Below are 23,136 nucleotides of genomic sequence, written 5' to 3' on the forward strand. Positions count from 1 at the left end.
CTCTAGCGTGTGACGAATGGCGGCCCCGGTTTCGGTTCGAGAAGACCAGCTCACGCGCCTGGTCGCGCTGTTTCCCGCGGCGCCCGCCGACGCGCGCATCGCGGCGTTGATCCGGCGGGCGTGCGCGCAGACGGTGTCGCTTCCGCCGCTGCCCTCGGCCGTCGAGGTGGGCGAGCCGGAATCCGACGCCGAGGCGGCCGTCGTCGACTTCGCCGAACAATTCAGCGCCGACGTCGCGGCGATCACCGCCGAGCAACGGTCCCGGTTGTCGAAACACCTCGGGGACCGCATCTTTGGGGTCGTCGTGCAGATGTACATCGCCGACTTCGTCCCCCGGGTGCGGGCCGGGCTGGAAGCGCTCGGGGTCGGCTCGCAGTACCTGGGCTGGGCGACCGGACCGATCAATTGGGATCACACCACCGACCCGTCGGATCTGGTGTTCAACGACTTTTTAATCGCCGTGGCGCGAATGCGTGCGCTGGACCCGGTCACCTCCGAACTGGTGCGGCTGCGGGGCGCGGCGCAACACAATTGCCGGCTGTGCAACTCGCTACGCGAGGGCGGCGCGCTCGACGCCGGCGGTTCGGAAACGCTGTACGAGGAGATCGAGCGGTTCGAATCGTCGAGTTTGCTCGACGACCGCGCAAAAGCAGCGCTGCGCTATGCGGATGGGTTAATTTGGACCCCTGCGCACCTCGCCGCCGACGATGCCGCCGAGGTGCGCTCCCGCTTCTCCGAGGCGGAATCCGTCGAGCTCACCTTCGACATCATGCGCAATGCCAGCAACAAAGTCGCCGTGTCATTGGGCGCCGACGCCCCACGCGTCGAGAGCGGCACCGAGCGGTATCTGATCGACGCCGAGGGGCACACGGTATTTAGCTGACGGCGGCCGGTGTTAACCCGGTAGCCGACTGCCGCACGCCGTTTAGCTGCGGGCACCGCGACGCCCGGCGGTAGGGTTCGTCGACGTTTGCGCAGCGGCGTGGCCGACGGGTGAGCCAGGAGCTCATCCGGGCGCGAGGGCACGAAATGTTAACCATTCGTACATCGACGCGCAAGCGTGCGTTTTCGCTGTGTGCGGGGGTCGTTGGATAACTTAAGCCCCGTCGCCGACACTGAAATGACCACTGAGACGTGACGGTAGCGAAATGGCAGCGTGGCCCCAGCCGGGTGGCCATGGGACGTACGTCATGAGCCGTCATGCCGATGGATTTCCCGGTTCGTTGTTTGCAGCATTCGTAGCTTGGGTTTGCGTCGGAGCCAATCGAGTTCCTGCGCAGAGGGAGGTTCGAACATGACAAGCACCCGTACCCGCTCGCGCTTGCGGGTGTCGTCGGTCTGGGCTGCCGGTGTCGCGCTGGGGGCCTCGATGTTCGGCGGAGCGGTGCTTTCCGCGCCCGTGGCTTCGGCGACGTGCGACTTGAGCCCTGCGGATGACCAATACATCAACCTGCTCGCGCAGAACAACATGGTGCACACCGCCGAGTACAGCGACTGTCATGAGGCCGCCGAGGGCCGGTGGTTCGCCAACCAGGTGAAGAGCTCGTCCGATCCGTTCGGCCGGGCCAAAGAACTCGTGAACATGGTGACCAACACGACGCCGCTCAAGGCCGACAAGGCCGAGTGGGAGGTCGAGTCGGCGATCTATGTGTACGCGCCCGAGGTGATCCCGAAGATCAAGGACCAGGCCGCCAAGCAAAACTGGCCGACGGAGTCTTAAACCCCGGGCCCGCGCGTGCGCTTTGCTACGAATATCGAACGGCCGCAACGGATTTGAATTTCATCCGCTGTATTTGATGTTCTCAGCTAATTGAATAGCGGGACCTTGAACCGCTGACGACGATGCCGGATGCCGCCGTGCCTGTGGAGGAGCTCGTCGATCCCTGAGCGGGGTGGTCGCTCAAATAGCTTCTCGCGCTGCGGTTTTCGATCGTACTTGTTCACCCATTGTTTGCGTTCCCGCCGTTTGTCGTGCTCTCTGTCCGTGTACCCATTGGTGTGCGACAGGTGGATCAGCAAATTTCTACGCGAAGGAGTTCGAAAGATGACCATCAGACGTACACGCTCGCGCGGGCAGATGCTGGCGTTGGGGGCTGCCGGCGCCGTCGTGGCGACGTCGATGCTGGGCGAAGCGCTGCTGTCCGCGCCGCAGGCAGCGGCCGCCTGCAACATGACCCCGAAGGACGACCAGTACATCAACCTGCTTGCGCAGAACAAGATGATCCACTCCGCCGAGTTCAACGACTGCAACATGACCGCCGAGGGCCGCTGGTTCGCCGACCAGGTCCGCAGCGCTGACAATCCGTTGGCCGCCGGGAAGCGGCTCGTGACCATGGTGACCAACACGACCCCGCTGAAGCCCGAGCAGGCTGAGTGGGAGGTCGAGTCCGCGATCTTCGTCTACGCGCCGGAAATGATCCCCGCGATCAAGGGGCAGGCGGCGCAGGCGTCGTCGCCCGCCTGATTGCGTTTTGTCGATGGGCGCCGCCGCGACGCGGTGCCCATCGCTATGTGACCTGCCATGTGTGCGCCCGCCGCCCGACGGACACTGGCTCCGGTCTTCGGCTACGGTTTCCTACGGAACTACCCCGTCGGGGGCGGTAGCTCAGTTGGTTAGAGCCGCGGACTCATAATCCGTTGGTCGTCGGTTCGAGCCCGACCCGCCCCACCAGAGTTTTTGTATGACGTCGGGTGATGCGTGACATTTTGCCTTCGGTTGATGCGTGTCAGTGTTTCGGCTGATGCGTGACAGTTGTTTCGGTTGATCGGTGACACTCCCTAGATGAGGGAGTTAAGTGTGGCTGAGCAGCGGTATCAGGCCGTGATGGCGGTGATCGGCGACGGGTTGTCGGTGTCACAGGCCGCAGAGAAGACCGGGGTGGCGCGTCAGACGCTGCACCGATGGCTGGCCCGTTATGAAGCCGCGGGCTTGGAAGGACTGGTGGATCGGTCGCATCGGCCGGTGTCGTGTCCGCATCAGATGCCCGGGCAGGTGGAGGCCGAGATGCTCGAGCTGCGCCGCTCGCGACCGTATTGGGGGCCGCGGCGGTTGGTGTTCGAGCTGGCCAAACGAGGTGTCCATCCGGTGCCGTCGGAGTCGGCGGTGTATCGAGTGCTGGTGCGGGCCGGTCTGATCGACCCCGCGATGCGAGATCGACGGTCGCGCAAATGGAAGCGCTGGGAGCGAGGGGCGCCGATGGAGCTGTGGCAGATGGACATCGTCGGCGGGTTCGCGTTGGCTGACGGCACCAGCGCCAAAGCCTTGACCGGTATTGATGATCATTCCCGGATGTGTGTGTGCGCCAAGTTGATGGCTCGTGAGCGCACCCGCGCGGTCTGCGACGGATTACAGGCGGCGCTGGCGGCTTACGGCGTGCCTGAGCAGATCTTGACCGATAACGGCAAGGTGTTCACCGGGCGGTTCTTTCATCCACCGGTCGAGGTGCTCTTTGATGCGATCTGCCGCGAGCACGGCATCGAGCACGTGTTGACCCAGCCGCGAAGTCCGACCACGACGGGCAAAATCGAGCGGTTTCACCGCAGTCTGCGTGCTGAGTTCCTCAGCGGCCGTGAGCCTTTCACCAACCTCAAGGTCGCTCAGCAGGCGCTCGATGAGTGGGTCGAGGACTACAACACCACCCGGCCGCACCAAGCCCTGAAGATGACCACACCGGCTCAACGGTTTCACGCCGGTGCGCCGGCATCACCGCCCTCGAACTCGTGTGCCCGACACGTCGACCGCAGTGGCGATGATTGGGTAAGTCGACGGGTGTGCTCCAACGGCATCGTGTGCGTGTCCTGGCAGCAGGTCTGTATCGGGCGCCACTATGCCGGCGCGCGCTGCGATGTCCACGTCGATGGGGACCTGCTGCGGTTTTGGGTCGGCGATGATCTGGTCAAAACCGCCGCGCGCACCAGCCGCGGCGAGGTACGAAACAAACGGGCCCTGCGCACCAGCGCACCGGCCTAAACCACAACACAGAGTGTCACCGATCAACCGACATAGAAATGTCACCGATCAACCGACTCTGAACACACCACACGCTTTTCACCTGTAGCTATTCGTGGTGCTCGGGCTCGATCCGGGTGTTGTGCCGGATCAGCGATCGCGCCTGATGCAGGTGCTTGGCCGCCCATCGGCGATACGTGCGTTGCGCCCACGACAGTCGCTCCTGCGAGCGCTCGGTACGGCGCACCAGCTCGAGGTCGACATGGTCGAGCTCCTCGGGCCCGATCTCTATTCGGTCGCGGCCGTGGATGAAATCCAATACCAGCGCATCGGGGTCCAGCAGTTCGCGCTCCCATGCCTCGTGGTCGTCGAGGTCCGCGATGCCGATCGTGTCGGCGGCGTCGCGAAGCACCTCGCCCAGCTCGCCGTCGAGCAGTTGACGAAACGCATCGGCGCCCTGGCGAGGATTGGCGATCATCCACGAGTGATACGCGTCCGGCACCTTGTACAGCGTCGCGTCCGCCTCGTTGGCGATTTCGCGCGCGTGCGGGAACGGAACGATCATGTCTTTTTCGGCGTGCACCACCATCGTGGGCATCCCCTCGTCACGGATGGTGTGCAGCATCGGCGTGTAATCGCCGGATTCGATGATGGCCCTGATCGTCCGGACGGCCGCGAGTGGATAACGCAGGTTGGGCACCGCCACCGCGGCCAGCACGCGGAAGTATCCGAGTTGCTCGCCGGGTGAGAGCTGAGTCGGGTCGCCCAGTGTGTCGCGGACAGCGGTGTAGGCCGCGCCCAACGCCTTGGTGGGGGACCTCACCAATTTTGGGATGGTCGTGTCGAACCGCGCTCCGGCCGCCGGGTCGAACAGCACGGCGGCGAGCACCCGCTCAGGCGCGCGTGCGGCCAGTTGGATGGTCATTCGCCCGCCCATCGAATGGCCGACGAACAACGCCTGCCCGATGCCAAGGGCGTCCAGCGTGCGCAACACCGAATCGGCGCGATCGGTGAAGCCGCACGCGTCGCTGGGCAGTCGCCCGGTATCGCCGTGACCGGCGGCATCGACGGCGACGACCAGAAATCCCATACCGGCGATCCGGCTGAGCATCCGCAGATAGGCCCTCCGACTCAGCAGCAGCCCGTGCATGAACAACAACGGCACTCCGCGGCCGCCGACTGAAAGCCCGATCCGGCGCCCGTCATCGAGTTCCACGACGTGATGGCTCAGGCGGATCCGGCTTGGTGATGTTTCCGGCATGGCCACGGCGGAATTCCCGGCTGGCGGGACGTCAAAACCGATTGCCGACAGGTGGTCCTGCCGGGAAGCGCAGGCTTGTGCGGCCGCAACCGGGGTATACCGCTGAGCAAGATGACGCAAACGTCCTACGGAAGCACCGGCGAAATCGATCCTTGTGTGCGCGTTTACGGGGCGCGGGTGCACAATCTGCGGGGTGTCGACGTCGTAGCGCCGCGTGACGCGCTGGTCGCATTTACCGGAATCTCCGGATCGGGCAAATCGTCGTTGGCCTTCGGGACCATCTATGCCGAGGCCCAGCGCCGCTACTTCGAATCGGTCGCTCCGTACGCCCGCCGCCTGCTATTGCCCGCCGGCGCGCCGAAGGTCGATGACATCACCGGGCTACCGCCTGCCGTCGCACTGCAGCAGCGCAGGGGTTCGGCGACATCGCGGTCGACGGTCGGCACCGTCACCACCCTGTCGAACCTGTTGAGGATGCTGTTCTCCCGCGCCGGGACCTATCCGCGGGGGGCCACGGAACGACTGGACTCCGATGCGTTCTCGCCGAACACCGCGGTGGGGGCGTGCCCCGAATGTCACGGGCTGGGACGAATCCATCGGGTGACCGAAGAGACACTGGTGCCAGACCCCGCGCTGACCATCCGCGAAGGCGCTGTCGCCGCATGGCCCGGCGCGTGGCAGGGCCAAAACCTCCGCGACATCCTCGTCACGCTGGGCTACGACATCGACAAGCCGTGGCGGAAACTGCCTAAGCGTCAACGCAATTGGATTCTGTTCACCGATGAGCAGCCGACCGTCGAAATCGATCCGAGCCAGCACCCCGTGCAAGCCGATTATTACTACAACGGCACGTTCTCCAGCGCCGAACGCCATGTCCGCCACACGTTGGCCAACTCCCATAGCGCGATGATGCGACGCCGCGTATTGCAATTCGTCGACACGGTCGGATGCCCGGTATGCGACGGCTCTGGGTTGCGGCCGGAGGCGTTGCGGGTGACCTTCGCCGGGCGCACCATCGCCGACTACTTGGCCATGCCATTGGGCGGCCTCGCGGACACGTTGCGCCCGACGGCTTCTCGGACCGACGCCGTCGCCGCCTACGAGTCCACGACATCCGGCGAGCTGACGGAAGTGGCGACCATGATCGCCGCTGACCTGGTCGCACGCCTGCAGGTACTCATTGATCTCGGCCTCGGCTATCTCACGCTCAGTCGCCGGACCCCGACCGTGTCACCCGGCGAACTGCAGCGGTTGCGGCTGGCCACCCAACTGCGCGCCGGCTTGTTCGGCGTGCTCTATGTGTTAGACGAACCGTCGGCCGGTCTGCACCCGGCCGACGCCGAGCCGCTCCTCGAGGTGCTCGATCGCCTCCGGCGCGCGGGCAATTCGTTATTCGTGGTCGAGCACGACATGGACGTCGTGCGCCGCGCCGACTGGATCGTCGACGTTGGCGCTGGGGCCGGAGAGCTCGGTGGCGCCGTGCTCTACAGCGGGCCGGTGTCCGGCCTCGCCGACATCGAGGGGTCGGTCACTCGTCGCTACCTTTTCGACGGTGCCCGGCCGCCGCGTCGACAACCACGCACGCCGTCCGGGCAATTGCGGCTGCGCGGGATCTGCTTTCATAATTTGAAAGACCTCGACGTGGACCTGCCCCTCGGCGTGTACACGGCGGTCACCGGGGTGTCCGGTTCCGGCAAGTCGACACTCGTCGTCAAGGTCCTCGGCGATGTCGTGCACAGCCATCTCGGCACCGGACGAGCGGCCGAGCCGGCCGAACCCGACGACGACGAAACCGACAGCGGGATAGACGATCTCGATCATGACGCGACTGTCGGTGTGACGGCAGAGGGGGCCGAAAACATCAACCGGCTGGTATCGGTCGACCAGCGTCCGATCGGACGCACGCCGCGCTCGACGCTGGCGACCTACACCGGCCTGTTCGACGCCGTGCGCCGTGAATTCGCTGCGACCCCGAAGGCCCGTCGCCGCGGTTGGACGGCGGGCAGGTTCTCGTTCAACGTGGCCGACGGTCGCTGCCCCACCTGTCAGGGGGAGGGTTTCGTGTCGGTCGAATTGTTGTTCCTGCCAGGCACATACGCCACCTGCCCGGCGTGCCAAGGAGCGCGGTACTCCGACGAGACACTCGAGGTTCGCTATCGCGACCGTACGATCGCCGATGTCCTCGCGATGACCGTCGATGAGGCTTCGGAGTTTCTTGCCGACGTCGCCAGCGCGGCGCGCAGCCTGACCACGCTGCAAGAGGTCGGCCTCGGATATCTGCGTCTCGGACAGCCCGCCACCGAGCTGTCGGGCGGCGAGGCACAGCGGATCAAGCTCGCCGCCGAACTGCAGAGACCCCGGCGAGGGCACACCCTCTACGTCCTCGACGAGCCGACCACCGGGCTGCACCCCGCCGATGTGGATCTGCTCGATAGTCAACTGCACCGCCTGGTCGACGCGGGCAACACCGTGGTGGTGGCCGAGCACTACATGCGGATGGTCGCGGGTGCCGACTGGGTGATCGACTTGGGACCGGGAGCCGGCAGCGACGGCGGCCGGGTCGTCGCGGCGGGGCCACCTGAGCGCGTGGCACGGGCCAAACGGAGCCGCACGGCGCCGTATCTGGCGAAGCGGTTGGCGCCGTCCGGCACTCGGTGAAGACGCCGTCTCACGCCCGGCTCGGCGCTGCGGTTGATCCTTGACGCCCGTAGCGAGTTGAGCGTGGAATCAGCGGCGTCGCCAATGTCGAATGCCCCCAAGAAGGGGATCGCCACTCCGGCAAAGAGGCCGATGCGAAGCGGCTGGGAGGGGGATCATGGGCTATCCCCAGTGCGGCGGCACCTCGCTGCCCGGGCAGTCCGCGTAGCGGCAGTTGACGTCCCGCACCCGCCTGCCGGTGACTTTGCCGTCGCTGTCGTAGCTGTACTCGACCGTGGCCTCGGCCGGACGTCGGCAGTGCGGGCAGACTTCCATTTCGGTTTTGAAGCGCGCCATCATGTCCTCCCGGTCGCAATGCTATTGAAGCGCGCCTCGACCAAACGCGGCGCTCAAGATCCGAGCACTGAAGTGAATTGCGGCGCAATCTCGGGTGGAATAGGGCGGAGGGGAACCAGCGGAGGTAGCGTCAATAGCTGGTCGAGAGCGCAAACGGGCGGTGCGATGCAGCTGAACTGGTTGAACGTCGCCGATCTGATCGCCCAGGCCGGCGGCGATCCGTGGGCGGTCAACAAGAGTTTGCAGGCCGGGAACCCGTTTCAGATCTCCCAGTTGGCGGAGGCCTTTCACGCCGCGGGCCGGTGCTCCACCGCTGCCCAAGAGGAGTTCGATCAGGCCCGCAAACGCTTCGACGCGGCCTGGAACCACCAGAACGGCGACCACCCGATCAACGGCTCAGAAGAAGTGCAGCGGCTGACCAAATCGCTTCGCCTGCAGACCGACCAGTTGCCCAAGATCGCTGCGGACCTGGAAAACATCGCCGCCATGCTGGCCGCCGCGCAAAAAGAGGGCTCCGCGGAGATCACCACGCTGGAACGACAGCTGCAGCTGCTCGACAAGCTGATCGGCGCCGCCACCAAAGATCTGCAGGACCCGACCCTCGACGCGAACAGCCGCAAGGCACTCGAGACCCTGATCAAGGACGCCAAAGCCGACGCCGCCGACGACACGCGGGACGCGCTCAAGCAGATGAACTCAATTCGCGACACTTACACGAAATCGCTGCGTCAGGCACAGGCGAACGGGCACCTCACCCCGCAGGATGCCGCCGCGGTCGCCGAGTTCAAGCCGGCGGGCTTCGGGGACGGGCAAGACGCTCCGCAGAGTGACCCCAGGATCACGGGACCGGCCGGCCCGCCCCAGCACGAGCAGAACACCTACGACCTCCAAGACCAGTTCCAAGACGGCCAGGGCCCGACCTTTGGGGGCGACCCCCGAGATGGCTTCCCCCGCAGCCCGGCATCGGAGCTGGCGCAGGGACCGCCGGGAACTCGTCCGCTGCCGACGGGGACCGCGCTGGGGCCCGACGGTCATCGCTATGCCTTTTTCAGCCACCCGGATGGGTCCGTGACCCCCGGGTTCAACGAATTCGCCACCAACGGGTCGGTCTGGGATTACACCGATCCCGCACATCCCGTGAAAGTCGGTGAGCTGCCGGGGATTTACCAAGCCAGCGGCGTCTACGACCCCGCCACCAACCAGATGGTGATCGTCGGCAACACCAGCAACCGGGTCGGCGACACGACCCGCGGCATGTGGGTGTCGGGACCCATCGATCCGGCCAAACCCAACAGCTGGGTCAACAACCTGCAGCGCGTCGGCACCGTCAGCCTCCCCGGTGATCGCGAAAGCCAACTGGTCTCGCTCAAAGGTGGTGGATTCATGCTCGTCGGCGCGACCAACGGCGGCCCCGTGCAGGGCATCACCGCCGCCACACCGCAAGGCCTGATGGGGGCGACACCCCAAACCCTGGTGGCCCCAAACCAGCTTCCGACCGTCTACGGCCCCACCGTCATGGGCACGACGCTCGACCCCGCGACCGGGCTCGAGACGGTTCAGCTTCGAGTGAGCACCTGGCCGCCCGGGCCGACCTATGATCCCAACACGTGGACGACCACCTTCGGCGTCCAACACTAGGAAGGGGGACGCCACATGCTGAGCAGGGTGGCCCTAGCCGTGATCACCGCGTGCATTGCGGTCCTGAGCCTGGCGTGTTCCCGCAACGCCCCCGGCTTGGCCACCGCCACGCCGCCGCCGAAATTCCCCGATCTGAACGCATTTCAAGCGGTCGACGCCGCGCCCTATACCGCCGCGGCCCGCGCCGGCGGCGCAGCCTATTTCGCGACACCCGATGGGCTGCAGTGCATCCTCCCCAACCCACCCAAGCCCGGGGATCACGTCAGCGCCAGCTGCGATGGGCCACTGCCTGGTCTGCCGGACAACGCCCCCGTCGGCAGCGACGGCTGCTCGGTGGTCGCCTCGCCGTCATCGCTTCCGACAGACCTCAACCCGTACAGCTTTCAAAAGGGCACCGGCTGCCCGATCATCACCTCGCCGCTGCTCAACGTCGGCCAAAAGCTCACCAAAGGTGACATCACGTGCGTCGTGGGCGCTGACCGCCTGACCGCCTGCATCGATCCAATCCTTAACCGTGGCTTCGTGCTTCAGTCCGCCGGCTCGTGGACTTTCTAGACGGCCGCGATTCGGTAAGATTGCTTGCGTGAGTCGCCTGCGCGGGTTGACGTTGGCAGCGGTGCTTAGTGCCGCCGCCGTTGTCTTCGCGCCCGGCGCGGGCGCCGACCCCGGGTCGCCCTCGTACAACCAAGGCAAACAGGCCATCGATGAGCAGATTCAGCACTACCACGTGCAGCTGAATGCTGACACCGATTGGAACCAGTACTGCCAGAGGGTCCTTCAGAGCGATCTGAAAAGCGGGAAGATCGCCCAAGTGGACTCGGGCCCTGATTTCATTGCCGGGTGCACCGACGAGGGCCGTGCCCTCGTAGCGTCTCACTGAAAGCCGTTACGCCCGGGGGCTCCTAGGAGCGCCGGGCGTAACGCCACGGCGAAAAATCAGCGCTTCTTTCGCCGTGGCGTTACGAGCGCGGTGCTAAGAAGGCGTTACGCGCGCGGCCGCCCGGGGCCGCGTCTCACAGACCGATGTAGACCGCCTTGGTGTTGAAGTAGGCCTCGATGCCCTTGCGGCCGCGCTCGCCGCCCCACCCGGACTGCTTGTGGCCGCTGATCGGCATCGACGGGTCGGCCGCGAGTGAGGAGTTCACCCAAACCTGGCCCGCGCGAAGCTCATTCACCATGCGGTGGGCGCGGGAGAGGTTCTCGGTCCAGATGGACCCGGCCAGCCCGTAGTGCGTGTCGTTCGCGGCAGCGATTACCTCGTCCTCGTCGTCGAACGGGATCACACAGCCGACCGGCCCGAAGATCTCCTCCTTGATGAGCCGCATGTCGGGCGTGGTGTTGGTGATGATCGTCGCCTCGTAGAAGTAGCCCTTGCGGTCCATCGGCTTGCCGCCGGTGATCACCTGCGCGCCGGCGGCCACGCCGTCGTTGACGATGCCTTCCACCCGTTTGCGCTGCTTGTCGCTGATCAGCGGGCCCAACACCGAGTCGGGATCCTCGCTGCCGCCCATCGGCAGCATCTGGGCGAACTCCGCCAGCCGCTGCACGACGTCGTCGTAGATGCCGCGCTGGACGTAGATGCGCGACGTGCACGAGCAGTTCTGACCCGAACCGGCGAGCAGGCCCATGCCCGCCCCCAGGATCGCCTTGTCGAGGTTGGCGTCGTCGAACATGATCAGCGGCGACTTGCCGCCGAGCTCGAGCGTCAGCCGCTTGAGGTTGCCGGCGGCCGCCTTGACGATCAGCCGCCCGACCTCCGTCGACCCCGTGAAGGAGATCTTGTCGACGTCGGGGTGCGCGGTCAGCGCGGCGCCCGTGGTCTCGCCGTAGCCGGTGATGACGTTCAGGACGCCGTCGGGCAGGCCCGCCTCGCGGAAGATCTCCTCGAGCTTCAAGGCGGTCAGCGGCGTCTCCTCGGCGGGCTTGAGGACCGCGCTGCAGCCGGCCGCGAGGGCGGGCGCGACCTTGAGCATCGCGACGAAAAACGGCCCGTTCCAAGGGATGATGAGGCCGACGACGCCGACCGGCTCGAGCTGGGTGAACGTGTGGTAGGTCTCCCAGGTGCCCAGCAGGCCGTCGGACACCAGATTGGCCGACTCACCGTGGATCTTGCCGACCCAGCCGGCGTAGTACTTCAGCATGTCGACCGACACCGGGATGATGTGCCGCGCGGCCGTCAGGTTCATGCCGTTGTCTTGGCCCTCGAGCGCGGCGAGCTCGTCGGTGCGCTCCTCGATGATGCGCGCGGCGCGGAAGAGGACGTTGGCCCGGTGCGACGCGGGCGCCTTGCGCCACACGCCCGACTCGAAGGTCTCACGCGCGCGGGCCACCGCCGCGTCGACGGCCGCCTGGTCGGAGTCGGGGACCTCGGTGATCAGCTCCTCGGTGGACGGGTTGAAGACCTCAATGGCGTTACTCACGGTTCTCAGTGGCCTTTCGCTCGCGAGAATGCTGTCGTTGCGCGACAGAGGTTACGCGCGTAACCAGTGGGTGTCCAGTGCGTGGGGGAGCCGTGGCGGGCGGGCGTCTCGGGCGGATTCTGCTGGTCGTCGACGTGCGCAAAGCGATTCGCGCCCCGTTGGTCGCGGATGCGGCGCCCTCCTGACCCAACGCGAATGGGCGGCTAAGTTACCTGTATGCGGGTTATTCGCCTGTTCGGTTCCGTCCTGACGATCCTCACCGCGGGCTTGCTGCTGGCAAGCCCCGGCGCCGCGCAGCCGCCGTCGAAGCTCACGGACCACATCACCGACACCACCGGGGTCTTGACCGATCCGGGTCGCGCGACGGTCAGCGCGGCGATCGACCGGCTGTATCGCGATCGCCATATTCAGCTATGGGTGGTCTACGTCGACAACTTCTCCCGGTTCAAGCCCGACAACTGGGCCGACAAAACCCGCGCCGCCAGCGGGCTGGGCGGCCAGGATGCGCTGCTGGCCATAGCCACGAACACCAAGGCGTACTCGTTCACCGTGCCGCCGCAGGTGCAGGGCCCGACCGAGGCCGGACTGAACAGCCTGCGGCGCAACCAAATTGAACCCGTGCTGGGCGCCAAGGACTGGAGCGGAGCGGCGGTCGCCGCGGCCGACGGGTTGGATAAATTGGCGAGTTCGGCCAAGCCGGCGAGCTCGTCGAAGCCGATCTGGCCGCTGGTCGCGATCGGCGTCATCGTCGCCGTGGTTCTGCTGTTGCTGTTCGTGCTCTATCGCGCGCGTCGGCGCCGGCGCGCGCCGGGCGGCGTTGCGGGGCACGGTGAATCGTTGCCGCAGGCGCTGTCCACCGCGGATGCACGGTTGCGCCAAATCTCTGACTACGTGTCCCGGCATCGCGACAGCGTCGGCGCCGACGCCCAGGCCCGGCTCGACGAGGCCCAGCGGCATTTGGCGGCGGCGCGCGGAAAGGAATCCACTAACGACGCCGAAGCGATCGCGCACGCTAACAGGGCATCGACCCTGGCCGCTCAGGCCCAGACGCTGGCTAACGCCGACGTGCTAGGACGGCACGGCGCGCGACGGCGCCGTTAGCGGTAGGAAGCGCGCAGCAGCGCCAGCGCCTGCTCGACGGTCTCCTCGCTGTCGCGCGTCGCATCGACCCGCAGAACGGACGGTTGCTCGTCGGGGGGCGTGAATGCGGCGCGCAGCTCGGGCCACAGCTCGATCCGCGCATCCGAGACCACGCCCTTCTGCGTGGCGCGCCGCTCGAGTCGCGCGATCAGGGTGGCGTCGTCGGCGTCGCACAGCACGACGCGGAGGTCGGCGCCGAGGCGGTGCGCCAGTTGACGCATCTGGGCGCGCTCGCGCGGATTGCCGAACGTCGCGTCGACGGCCACGCCCCGGCCGCGACGCAACCAGCGCGCGGCGTCGCGGCGCAGCGCGGCATAGGTGCTGCGCGTCATCGCGGGATCGTAGAGCCCCGAACCGAATTCGTCGCTGCCGCGCCGGGTGGGTTCGATGCCCGCCATCCGCTTGCGCGCCACGTCCGACGAGAGATGCACCAGCCCGAGTCGGCCGGCGAGCGCGCGCGCCAGCGTGGTCTTGCCGCTCGCCGGCAGACCCATCGTGACCACCATCGGCGGACGGGGCAGCCCACCCGCATGCGCCCACGCCAGGTCGAAGTACGCCCGCGACTCGGCGACGAGCTGAGCGGTTTCACCGCCGGACGCCTGTTCCGTCTGGGCCAGGCGCAGGCTGCGGACCTTGCCGCGAACGTAGGCCCGGTAGCAGGCGTAGAAGTCGAGCAGGTCGAGCAGACCGTCGTCGCCGCTGGCGCGCACGTAGGAATCAACGAACCCCCACGCCAGATCCGCACGCCCGTGGTATTCGAGATCCATTGCCAGAAAGGCGACTTCGGAAGCGAGGTCGGCGCAACGATAGCGCGGCGCGAATTGCAGGCTGTCGAATAGCAGAATTTGGCCGTCGTCGATGCAGATGCTGGCGGCATGCAGGTCGCCATGGCCATCGCGCACGTGTCCGTCGGCCACGCGTCGCTCGAGCGCCGGCGCCCGCGTTCGCAGGAATTCGTCGACGTAGCGTCGGATGTGGTCGTTGACGTCGCATGAGATGGTCCGGCCGACGAACGGAGAAATCTGATCGAAGTTCTCCTGCCAGTTCGCGGCCACGCTGGACGGGCTGCCGTACGCATCGATGTCGGGGCCGGTTTCGGTCCTGCCGTGAAGCTTGGCCAGGGTGCGGCCGATTCGTCGCGCGAGACGAAGGTCGACCTCCCCGCGCGCGAGCTTGGCCGGCAGCATGTCCTCCTCCGGCAGGCGCCGCATCCACACCGCCGGCTCGCCCGACCCGGACTCGCCGCCGATGCGGTAGTGGCCGTCCCGCTCGGTGACTTCGACGACGCCCAAGTACATCTGGGGACTGAACCGCCGATTGAGGCGCAGCTCCTCGTCGCAGTCGGCGCGGCGCCGCTCGATGGAGGTGAAGTCGAGAAACCCGAGGTCCACCGGCTTCTTGAGCTTGTAGGCATAGGGGCCGGCGAGCAGGACCCACGAGCTGTGCGTCTCGTGAAGACGCACGTCGTGGGCCGGCGGGTCGTACGCATCGGGCCGTAGCAAGTCGGCGACGATGCGCGGGTGGCCGTCGGGTCCGGTCGGGTCGAAGGCGTGTGTCATGCTCCCGCCGACGATTACAGGTGGGCTGGGTGGCCGTCAAGGAACGTCAGGTTCCCGTCGGTCGCGATAGTGAGTGCGTGACGGCGGTGCCGTCGTAAGCGACTATGTGCGCGGGATGGCGCAGGGGCTCGATGCTGGTGTCCGCGTGGACGACGACTCCGCCGCCCGTGGGGATGCCGAGCCCGGTCGCTTCTCCGTGCAGCGATTGGATTGTCTGCGTCAGCCGCGCCCACTCGCCGCGTTCGTCGTGCACGTCGATCACCATGGGGACGAGGCCGAACACGTCGAGCAGTTCGGTGCCTGGGAGCTCGAGGATTCCATAGCGTCCGAGCTGGACCGCGCCGGCCGAAATACCCACGAGGACAGTGCCTTTGGCGTAGCGGTTCAGGATCGTCTCCTTCATGCCGGTTTTCTCGAAGGTGTTCCAGCCGAGGCGGACATCGCCGCCTGCGAGGACGATCACCTGGGCGCCTTCGAGGAAGGCGCGGTCGGCCCGGCCGAACGACGAATGGATCATGCGACGGTCGGTGATCCCGACGGCGTCCACGGCCGCCTCGAAGATTTCGTAGAACTCCGGCCGGTCGCCATTGGAGGCCCCGATGTAGGCGGCGCTCAACGGTTTGTCTCGAGCCAATCCGTCGAGCGCCGTTTCCAGTAGCGGGCGGCCGTCGCGCTTCCAGAACAGCAGCTGACTATCCGCTAGCAGGTAGAGCGGTTGGCGTTGTGGCGCTGTCACTTCGGCTGGTCTCTGCAAGTAACCTGATCGAAGTGCGCAAGGGCCACCTCGAGATCTGACCCCTCGAAGACTTCGACGCGGCTAAGCAGGTTTCCCTCGACCACGATCACGTAGGTCAACCGCAATTCCGCGTCAAATCCATCTTGCGAGGTCATTTTCAGCACTTGAGTAGTGACGGTTCCGTCTTCGGTGAGCTGATGCACGGCTTCGATGTAGGCGCTGGTATCCGAAGTGAGGTCCCACAGGGCACCGACGGATGTGGCCAGATCAACCCCCTCGATCGATACGAGCGATCGATGATCGATGTAAACCGGATCCGGCGTCGTCGCGGGAAGCTCGTGACGATTGAATTTGGCGTTAGCCCTTGAAGTCACCGACCAAGTGTGCGCGTACGCGGCCGCTTCGCCGGCGAGGTAGCGCGCATCGAGTTCCTCGAAGGCAGCATCGATATCGTCGGCGTCGAAAAAGACGTGGGCGGCGATCCGCCCGTCGGTGTCAATTTCGGCGATTCCCAGCAGCTCTACCGCAAATCCCTCCCGCCGGGAGTCGGGATTGAACGAGCGGACGCGGGCGAGCGAGAGGCGCTTTCCACGAGTCGCGATCACCGTCAAGGACACCTGCGCAAGGCCCTCGGCCAGTGCTCGCATTTTTGCCATCACGGCATCGCGACCGTCCCAGAAGCCGACATTCACCACTCGACGTCGATCGTCGACGAAACTGTCCGGCGCCAAGATTTCGGCTATCGCCGCCCAATCGTGGGTGCTCGAGCGATCAAAGAGTCGGTGTTCTGCGCGGCTTGCCGCGTTTTCCAGCTTCCGCGTCTGGCCGTGCAGCTCATCGAACCTGGCGAGCGCGGTGTCTAGGTCGGACTCGTCGAAAAGCTCACAGCGGTTGATCCGATCGCCTTCGAAAGTCATGACGTCGATTACCTGCCACTCGGCGTCGAGCCCTTCGGGCGAAGTCCCAGCCGCGACATGAGTGATCACCGCGCCAAGGCTGCTCAGGCGGTGCACGGCGGCAACGTAGAGGTAGGACTGCGGCGAAAGTTCCCACGCGACGGAGAGATATGCCGCCAGATCACCCGTGCCGATCGGCACCAGTCGTCGGTGATCAATGTTTACCCAATCTGATGTCGTCGCAGGGATTTTCCGCTGGTTCAGCGCCACAAAGGCGTCCGTCACCAGCGTCCAGGTGTGGGAGTGGGTGGAGGCCTCCCCCGCGAGGTACCGCGCATCGAGTTCGGCGATGGCCGCGTCGAGTTCGTCCGCGTCGAATACGACGTAACCCGCAACTCGGTTGTTGTCGTTGATCTCGACAACGGCGAACGCCGCAGCGGAATACGCCGTAGAGGCCTTGTCGTGGTTTGTGAAGGCGTTGCGAAAAAGCGCGAGGCGTTCTCCGCGGATAGCGACGGTCGACGCCACGTGAGTGCTCCAGACTTCACTAGTAGCACGCCAATTCGCCAGTTCAGCATCGCGACCACGCCGGACCCCGGCATTCACGACTCGACGACGGTCGTCTGAGAAAACGTCCTCGGCGAGCAATTCTGCCATCGCCTTCCAGTCGCGGACCGCATAGTGCGCTAGAAATTTCTCGGCCACTCGGGCAGCCGCATTCACGAGCTCGGTTGTCGGCCGGCTGAGTTCTTCGAACCTCGCATTCGCGGCGTCGAGGTCGGGCTCGTCGAAGACCTCGACGCGGCGGTAGAGATCGCCGTCGGTTACGCCAACGATGACTGTCCGCCACTCGGCATCAAAGCCCTCCTGCGAAGTGCCGCGCGCGGTATGGGTCATGACCGCTCCCAGCTCATTCAGCCGATGCACCGCTTCGACGTAGACTCTGACGTCTGGCGTGAGGTCCCACAGGGCGGGAAGGTATCCCGTCAGGTCCTCCCGTTCGGTCGTTAAGGCCGCTCGATGGTCCACGAACACCGAATCCGGTGTCATGCCGGGAACTTCGTTTCTGTTGGCGGCGGCATAGCCTCGCGTGATGACCTGCCACGCGCGCGCGTAAGGAGCGGCTTCTCCGGCGAGGTAGCGAGCGTCGAGTTCGGCTATCGCGACGTCAAAGTCGTCGACTTCGAAGAAGACGACTGCGGCGATTCTCTCGTCAGAGTCGATCTCGAGCACTCCGAGTACCTCGGTGAGAAATGTTTCGGGCCCTTGATCGCGCCCCGAGAAGCGGAGACGCATGAGGGCAAGGCGCCTCCCGCGAGTCGCTATGGTCGTCGGCATCACCTTCGTGGTCCACAGGTCGGCAACTGTCCGCATATGCGCGATCTGGGCGTCTCGACCGTGCTGGATTCCAGCGCCTACCACACGACGTCGATCGTCGTTGGAAAAGTCTTCGGAAAGCGTCTCCGCCATAGCGTCCCAGTCGTGAGCCGCGAATTGCGCTAGGTAACGCTCGCCCGCGCGGCTCGCCGCGTTTTCCAACCTTGTTGTAGGCCGCCCGAGCTCCTCGAATCTCGCGAGCGCGGTGTCGAGGTCTCCCTCGCCAAATAGCTCGCAGCGGCTGAGCAGGCCGCCTTCGATCGTGAGAAGGAAGACTTCCCGCCACTCGGCGTCGAAGCCCTCTTGGAAGTTTCCGTTCGTCACGTGGGCGACGACCGCGCCGATGTTGTTTAGCCGATGTACAGCCTCGATGTAGGTGCTGCCGTCTTGTCCGAGATCCCAGGCAGCGCGGACATATGCGATCAGGTCACCAGGCGCGAACGCCGTCCCCCGTCGGTGGTCGATGCTTGCGAAATCCGGTGTCGTGGCGGGGACTTCGCGTCGGTTGAGCGCCGCGTAGGCCTCCGCGATTACCTCCCATGTGTGCGCCTGGGCGGCCGCCTCGCCGGCGAGATATCGAGCATCGAGTTCGCCTATGGCACTGTCGAAGTCGTCCAGGTCGTAGACGACGATCGACGTGATTCGCTCGTCGGCGTCGATCTCGACGAGATTGAAGGCATCGTTTTGAATCGTCTCCGGGTCGCGACCGGACGCACGCACCCGTGTGAGGGCGAGGCGCTCACCCCGGATCGCTACGACGTCGGCCATCCCTATCGTGAACCCGAGGTCGGCGGCCACCTGCAGATCCTCGATCACGGATTCTCGGCTACCTCGGTCCCCGGCATTCACGACCCGTCGATGATCGGCGCCGGATAAGTCTTCGGAGACGGTGGCTGCCAGGGCGTTCCAATCGCGGGCGGCGAAGTACGACCAGAAGCGTTCGTACACGCGGGTTGCCGAGTTCTTCAGACTTCGCAGGTTCGGACCTTCCGCTCCGAACCGAACGGCATCGAGTTCGGCGAGTGCGGCGTCCACGTCTTCGAGGTCGAACCACACTTGCAGGGAGATCTGGCCGTCTTCATCAATGCCATAAAGCAGGAGGAATTCGTCCTGCGGTGCCCCGGGGCCGACGTCCTCCGCGCCTATCACCAATCGGGCGAGCGCTAGACGCTCGCCTCGCACGGCGATAACCGTTTGGGTGAGCCGCATAGGAACTGTCTCCAAAACACGCCTGTTCACACGTGGAAACTCGCCCGGTGGGACGTCGATCTGTCCAAAGCCGACAATCTTGCGGCGGCTCTCGATGAATCCATCTGGCGCGAATAGCCGCTCGAACTCGTCCCAAGCCTCACGATTTATGGCGGCCACCACGTTTTCGCCCGCTCGCACGCATGCGTTGTCTAATTCGGCCCTTGGCGCCTCGGATGGAGGCGGGGTGGGTGCAACGGCAGTCTCGCCGAGGATCACGCGCGCCCTCTCCGCAAGCGCCGCAGCGCCTTTGCGTTCGTACAGCTCGACCGCTTGTTCGGCGGCCTCGCGCGCCGCCACGACGTCGCCGGCGCCCCCCAAAACCGTCGCCAACGTCAGGCAGGCGTCGCCGTGGTCAACCAGCGCGTCTGTGCGTTCCGCCAAAGTGACAGCCGCCTCGGCAACCTGCCTAGCCGCAGCGTGATCACCGCCGCGCGCCAGCAAATGCGCACGCAGGGTGCGCCACGCGATCGATGCCTTCAGCGCGTGCCCGGCGAGACGCTCGCTCTCCGAACACAATTCGTCCGCCTCGTCATCGCGCCCGAGCGCAAGGCATGCGCGGCCCAACAACGCGGCGGTCTCGGCGGTGTCCGCGTCCAGGCCCATGCGACGAAAGCCGTTGCAGGCCTTCCGCAAATGCGGCTCGGCGGCGGCCGGATCGTCGACGATGAGCTCGACGATCCCGGCGAACTGCTCAACTTCCAGCAGCGCATGACGCAAGCCGAGCTCGCTCACCGTGCGCCGGGCCGAGTCGATCATCCGACGGGCCGCCGCGGCGCGGCCGCGAAAGGCCTCCAACACGGCCTGGCATCGTGTCGAGGTGGCTTCGACGGCGGGGGAGTCGGTCGTGATCCGCAGCAGCCGCACCACGTCGAGGCACCGCCCGCCCGCACGGGGCACCGGGTTGGGGCCCCACAGCGCCGCGAGGGGAGCACCCGCCAAAACCGCGTTCACGCGGCGGTGTTCGCGCGCGCGACGCGCCGCGTTCAGCGCGTCGTCGAGGGCGCCCTCGCAGTCGGCGATCCGCCCGAGACGGGCGAGGCACCCAGCGCGGACGGTGTGCGCCGTGGCTTCTCCGGCGGCGTCGTCTTGTTCGGCGAGTTTGGCGGCGGCCGCGGCCAACGCGGCTTCGACCTCGTCCAACCGTTCGGGGTGGATCAGCATCGACAGCTGCCCGTCGAAGCAAGTCGCCCACGCCGCGAGCCGGGCCGAATCGACTGTCGCCGCCCGCAATTGGGAGACCGCACCCGCGGCCGAGGACACATCGCCGGCGGCCAACAAGGCCTCGCAGCGCGCGACCAACAGCTCGGCGGTCTGGTCGTCGCGGTCGGGCAGCTCGTCGTCAAGTTCTTCCAGCGCGTGCAGGGCGCGGTGGTACAGGTCGGCCGCGCCCTCGTAGGCGAGACGTGACATCGCCTGGTCGGCCGCGCGCCGACAATAGAAAACCGCCTTGGCGGCGTTTCCGGCCCAGGCGCATTCGAAATAGTGGTGAGCAAGCTCGGCGAGCAACTCGTCGTCGGCGCCGGGCAGCGTCTCGAGCGTTGCGGCGATGCGCTGGTGTAATCGCATGCGCCGCACCGACGCCAGCTCGGCGAGCAGCGATTGCCGGACAATCGCGTGGTTGAACCGGTAGTTGCCACCGGGTTCTTCGATGACGATGCCCGCCCGGCGCGCTTCGTCGAACTCGTCGACGAGGTCCTCGCCGACCACCTGCTCGACCAGCTCCAGGGCGAACCGGCTGCCGACAACCGCCGCCGTGGCGAGGGCTTTGTTCGTCTCGGTCGGTAGCCGGGAAAGCCTGCGGCTCACCGCTTCTCGTACACCCTGCGGCAGGGTGCTCTGATCCCACACGCCGCCGCTCTCATCGACGTGGCGCAAGGCCTCGATGAGGAAGAAGGGGTTACCGCCGGTGACCGACGCCAGCGCGTGCGCGAGTTCCTCGTCGTCGTAGCCGGCTTCGGCGACGTAGGTGGTCACGTCGTCCTCGTCGAGGCCGCCGAGGTTGAGCCGGTTGGCCGTGCCGTCGCGGTGCAGGTCGGCGAGCATCGCCGCCAAGGGGTGGGAGCGGTCGAGGTCGGTGCTGCGGTAGGTGCCGACGATCTGCACGCGGGCGTGGTCGCCGAAGCGCAGCAGGTGCCGCAGCAGGAGCAGCGTCGGCTTGGCCGCCCAGTGCAGGTCGTCGAGGATCAAGAGCACCGGTGCGCTCGCGGAGGCGATTTCGAGCAGGGCAACGGCGGCATCGAAGAGTGCGTATCGCTCGGTGTCGGGATCCGCGTGCGCCGGGGGAGCGAGGTCGGGCACCACATCGGCCAGCCCGGGCGCGAGCGGCAGCAACGCTTCGACGCCACGCAGTCCCCGCAGCCGCTCAGCGCCCATACACGGCACGAGCGCACGCAGCGCTTCCGCGAACGGTTGATAGGGCGCTCCGAGGTCCTCGTCGCACCGGCCGTACAGCACGACCGCGCCCATTTCATAGGCCCGCTGCGACCACTCACCGGCCAGGCGGGTCTTGCCGACGCCGGGTTCGCCGGCGATCAGCACCGTGCGCACGCCCCCCGTCAGTGCGCCCTGCCACGCCGACAGCAGGCCTTCGAGTTCGCGGCCCCGCCCGACGAACGGCCCGGGGCCGACGAGCACCGCCGGAAGTCCGGGGCGCTCCATCGGGGTTTCGGCCGCCGCCGGCTGCGGACGCTGCTCAGCGGTTTCCAGTCGCAACTCGAAAACGTGCTCGGGCCGTGCGAGATTCCGCAACTGGCGCATCCCCAGGTCGGTGAGCACCACGTCGTCGGCGAGCGAGTCGATGACGAGCTCGGCGGTCGCGCCCGAGCACAGGATCTGGCCACCCTCGGCCAGCGACCGCAGCCGCGCGACCCGGTTGACGGCCCGGCCGAAGTAGTCGCCGTCGCGAAGCTCGACCTCGCCGGTATGCAGCGCCACCCGGACGCGGATGGGTTGCCGCAGCGCCCAGGGTTCATGCGCGATCGCGTCCTGCAACTCGACCGCTGCCGAGGCCGCCGCAGACGGCCGTTCGAAAACCGAGAAGGTGGCATCGCCCTCGCCGCGCGTCTTGATCAGCCGACCGCCACGCGACGTGACCACGTGTTCGATCAGCTCGTCGTGTCGGGCGAGGGCCGCCGCCATGGCCCCGGCCTCCGCCTCCCAGGCGGCCGTCGACCCCTCGATATCGGTGAGAAGGAACGTCACCGCGCGGGTCACCGACGGAACATGTTGTGCCACAGCAATGTCCAGGGAGGAGTCCTGCGCGACGATCAGGGCCTCGAGCCGGCGAAGTTCCGGTCCGGGATCGACGCCGAGCTCGTCGGCAAGCAGCGCCCTCGCGCGTTGGTACGCGCCGAGGGCTTCGCCTTGCCGGCCGGCGCGGTAGAGGGCGAGCATCAGCTGGCCCCACCGCCTTTCGCGCAGCGGAGCATCGGCAATCGCGGCCTCCAGATCGCCGATGACTTCCGCGGCGCGGCCCGTCGCCAGCAACGCGTCGGCTCGATCCTCCACCAGCGCGGCGTGGCCCTCCATCCACCGCGTTTTTTCGGACGTGCCGCGCCGGCCATCGGGAAGTTCGGGGATTCCGCGCCATAGGGCGAGGGCCTCGTCGAACCGGGCCACCGCTTGGCTCGTGTCGCCGGCGGCGGCGGCAGCGCGTCCCAGGCGGGTGGCCGTCTTGTACCGCGAGGCATCGACCTCGCTGTCGGCGAGGACCCAACCCGCGCCCTGTGTCAGGACGAAGCCGTCACCGAGCGTGCGGCGCAGCGCGGAGATGTGGGTCTGCAGGGCTTTGTCGGCGGTGCGCGGCGGATCCTCGCCCCACAGCAACTCGACGAGCGTGTCGGCCGGCACGACGGAACCGTCGTGCAGTCCGAGCATGGTGAGGATGGCGCGAGGTTTCGCGCCCGGGATACCGAC

The 23,136-nt window shown here is 66.5% G+C and carries 15 protein-coding genes and 1 tRNA gene; 10 read left to right on the top strand and 6 right to left on the bottom strand.

Annotated features, from left to right (window positions below; genetic code table 11):
* Positions 1-16 precede the first annotated feature (16 nt).
* The 5 genes from W7U_RS05380 (at position 17) to W7U_RS05400 (ending at position 3,970) form a co-directional block, all read left to right on the top strand.
* Complete coding sequence (locus W7U_RS05380; RefSeq protein ID WP_008255667.1) at positions 17-883, top strand: carboxymuconolactone decarboxylase family protein; 867 nt, start codon at positions 17-19, stop codon at positions 881-883.
* 411 nt (positions 884-1,294) lie between these two features.
* On the top strand, positions 1,295-1,720 hold the full coding sequence (locus W7U_RS05385; protein ID WP_008255670.1) for a hypothetical protein: 426 nt from the start codon (positions 1,295-1,297) through the stop codon (positions 1,718-1,720).
* Between the two features lie 324 nt (positions 1,721-2,044).
* Entirely contained in the window at positions 2,045-2,464 is a 420-nt protein-coding gene (locus W7U_RS05390; protein WP_008255672.1) for a hypothetical protein, read from the top strand.
* 130 nt (positions 2,465-2,594) lie between these two features.
* A tRNA-Ile gene (locus tag W7U_RS05395) sits at positions 2,595-2,671 on the top strand.
* Positions 2,672-2,782: 111 nt separating this feature from the next.
* Positions 2,783-3,970, top strand: a complete 1,188-nt coding sequence (locus tag W7U_RS05400) for an IS481 family transposase (protein WP_036428753.1) — start codon at positions 2,783-2,785, stop codon at positions 3,968-3,970.
* A gap of 88 nt (positions 3,971-4,058) precedes the next feature.
* Here W7U_RS05400 and W7U_RS05405 read toward each other — a convergent pair whose 3' ends face one another.
* A complete protein-coding gene (locus tag W7U_RS05405) occupies positions 4,059-5,210 on the bottom strand; it encodes an alpha/beta hydrolase (RefSeq protein ID WP_036429187.1) in 1,152 nt (383 codons plus the stop codon).
* A gap of 111 nt (positions 5,211-5,321) precedes the next feature.
* Here W7U_RS05405 and W7U_RS05410 point away from each other — a divergent pair, with 111 nt between their 5' ends.
* Positions 5,322-7,868: an excinuclease ABC subunit UvrA gene (locus tag W7U_RS05410; RefSeq protein WP_008255677.1), complete on the top strand. Its 2,547-nt coding sequence runs from the start codon at positions 5,322-5,324 to the stop codon at positions 7,866-7,868.
* Positions 7,869-8,030: 162 nt separating this feature from the next.
* Here W7U_RS05410 and W7U_RS05415 read toward each other — a convergent pair whose 3' ends face one another.
* The gene (locus tag W7U_RS05415; protein WP_014711392.1) at positions 8,031-8,204 is read right to left on the bottom strand and encodes a hypothetical protein; all 174 of its coding nucleotides are present in this window, start codon (positions 8,202-8,204) and stop codon (positions 8,031-8,033) included.
* Positions 8,205-8,369: 165 nt separating this feature from the next.
* On the opposite strand from W7U_RS05415, the gene W7U_RS05420 reads away from it, so the two are divergent.
* Genes W7U_RS05420 through W7U_RS05430 form a run of 3 tightly spaced genes read left to right on the top strand, consistent with a single transcriptional unit; the run spans position 8,370 to position 10,722 of the window.
* Complete coding sequence (locus tag W7U_RS05420) at positions 8,370-9,842, top strand: hypothetical protein (RefSeq protein ID WP_008255680.1); 1,473 nt, start codon at positions 8,370-8,372, stop codon at positions 9,840-9,842.
* 15 nt (positions 9,843-9,857) lie between these two features.
* Positions 9,858-10,397, top strand: a complete 540-nt coding sequence (locus tag W7U_RS05425; protein ID WP_008255682.1) for a hypothetical protein — start codon at positions 9,858-9,860, stop codon at positions 10,395-10,397.
* Positions 10,398-10,434: 37 nt separating this feature from the next.
* Positions 10,435-10,722, top strand: a complete 288-nt coding sequence (locus W7U_RS05430) for a hypothetical protein (RefSeq protein WP_036429189.1) — start codon at positions 10,435-10,437, stop codon at positions 10,720-10,722.
* Between the two features lie 133 nt (positions 10,723-10,855).
* Here W7U_RS05430 and W7U_RS05435 read toward each other — a convergent pair whose 3' ends face one another.
* Complete coding sequence (locus W7U_RS05435; protein WP_008255685.1) at positions 10,856-12,262, bottom strand: aldehyde dehydrogenase family protein; 1,407 nt, start codon at positions 12,260-12,262, stop codon at positions 10,856-10,858.
* A gap of 216 nt (positions 12,263-12,478) precedes the next feature.
* Here W7U_RS05435 and W7U_RS05440 point away from each other — a divergent pair, with 216 nt between their 5' ends.
* Complete coding sequence (locus tag W7U_RS05440; RefSeq protein WP_008255687.1) at positions 12,479-13,363, top strand: TPM domain-containing protein; 885 nt, start codon at positions 12,479-12,481, stop codon at positions 13,361-13,363.
* On the opposite strand, the gene W7U_RS05445 is transcribed toward W7U_RS05440, so the two are convergent.
* Genes W7U_RS05445 through W7U_RS05455 form a run of 3 tightly spaced genes read right to left on the bottom strand, consistent with a single transcriptional unit; the run spans position 13,360 to position 23,130 of the window.
* Positions 13,360-14,961, bottom strand: coding sequence for a bifunctional aminoglycoside phosphotransferase/ATP-binding protein (locus W7U_RS05445; RefSeq protein WP_008255693.1), 1,602 nt, complete (start codon positions 14,959-14,961; stop codon positions 13,360-13,362). The two genes, W7U_RS05440 and W7U_RS05445, sit on opposite strands and share 4 nt — an antisense overlap.
* A 46-nt stretch (positions 14,962-15,007) precedes the next feature.
* Positions 15,008-15,697 carry a Type 1 glutamine amidotransferase-like domain-containing protein gene (locus tag W7U_RS05450; protein ID WP_008255695.1) on the bottom strand — a complete coding sequence of 230 codons (690 nt, stop codon included), beginning with the start codon at positions 15,695-15,697 and terminating at the stop codon, positions 15,008-15,010.
* Complete coding sequence (locus W7U_RS05455; protein WP_277813564.1) at positions 15,694-23,130, bottom strand: BTAD domain-containing putative transcriptional regulator; 7,437 nt, start codon at positions 23,128-23,130, stop codon at positions 15,694-15,696. Before W7U_RS05455 ends, W7U_RS05450 begins: the two co-directional genes overlap by 4 nt.
* Positions 23,131-23,136: the final 6 nt, after the last annotated feature.

This window comes from Mycobacterium sp. H4Y (assembly GCF_000364405.1).
In the GTDB taxonomy this organism is placed as follows: domain Bacteria; phylum Actinomycetota; class Actinomycetes; order Mycobacteriales; family Mycobacteriaceae; genus Mycobacterium; species Mycobacterium intracellulare.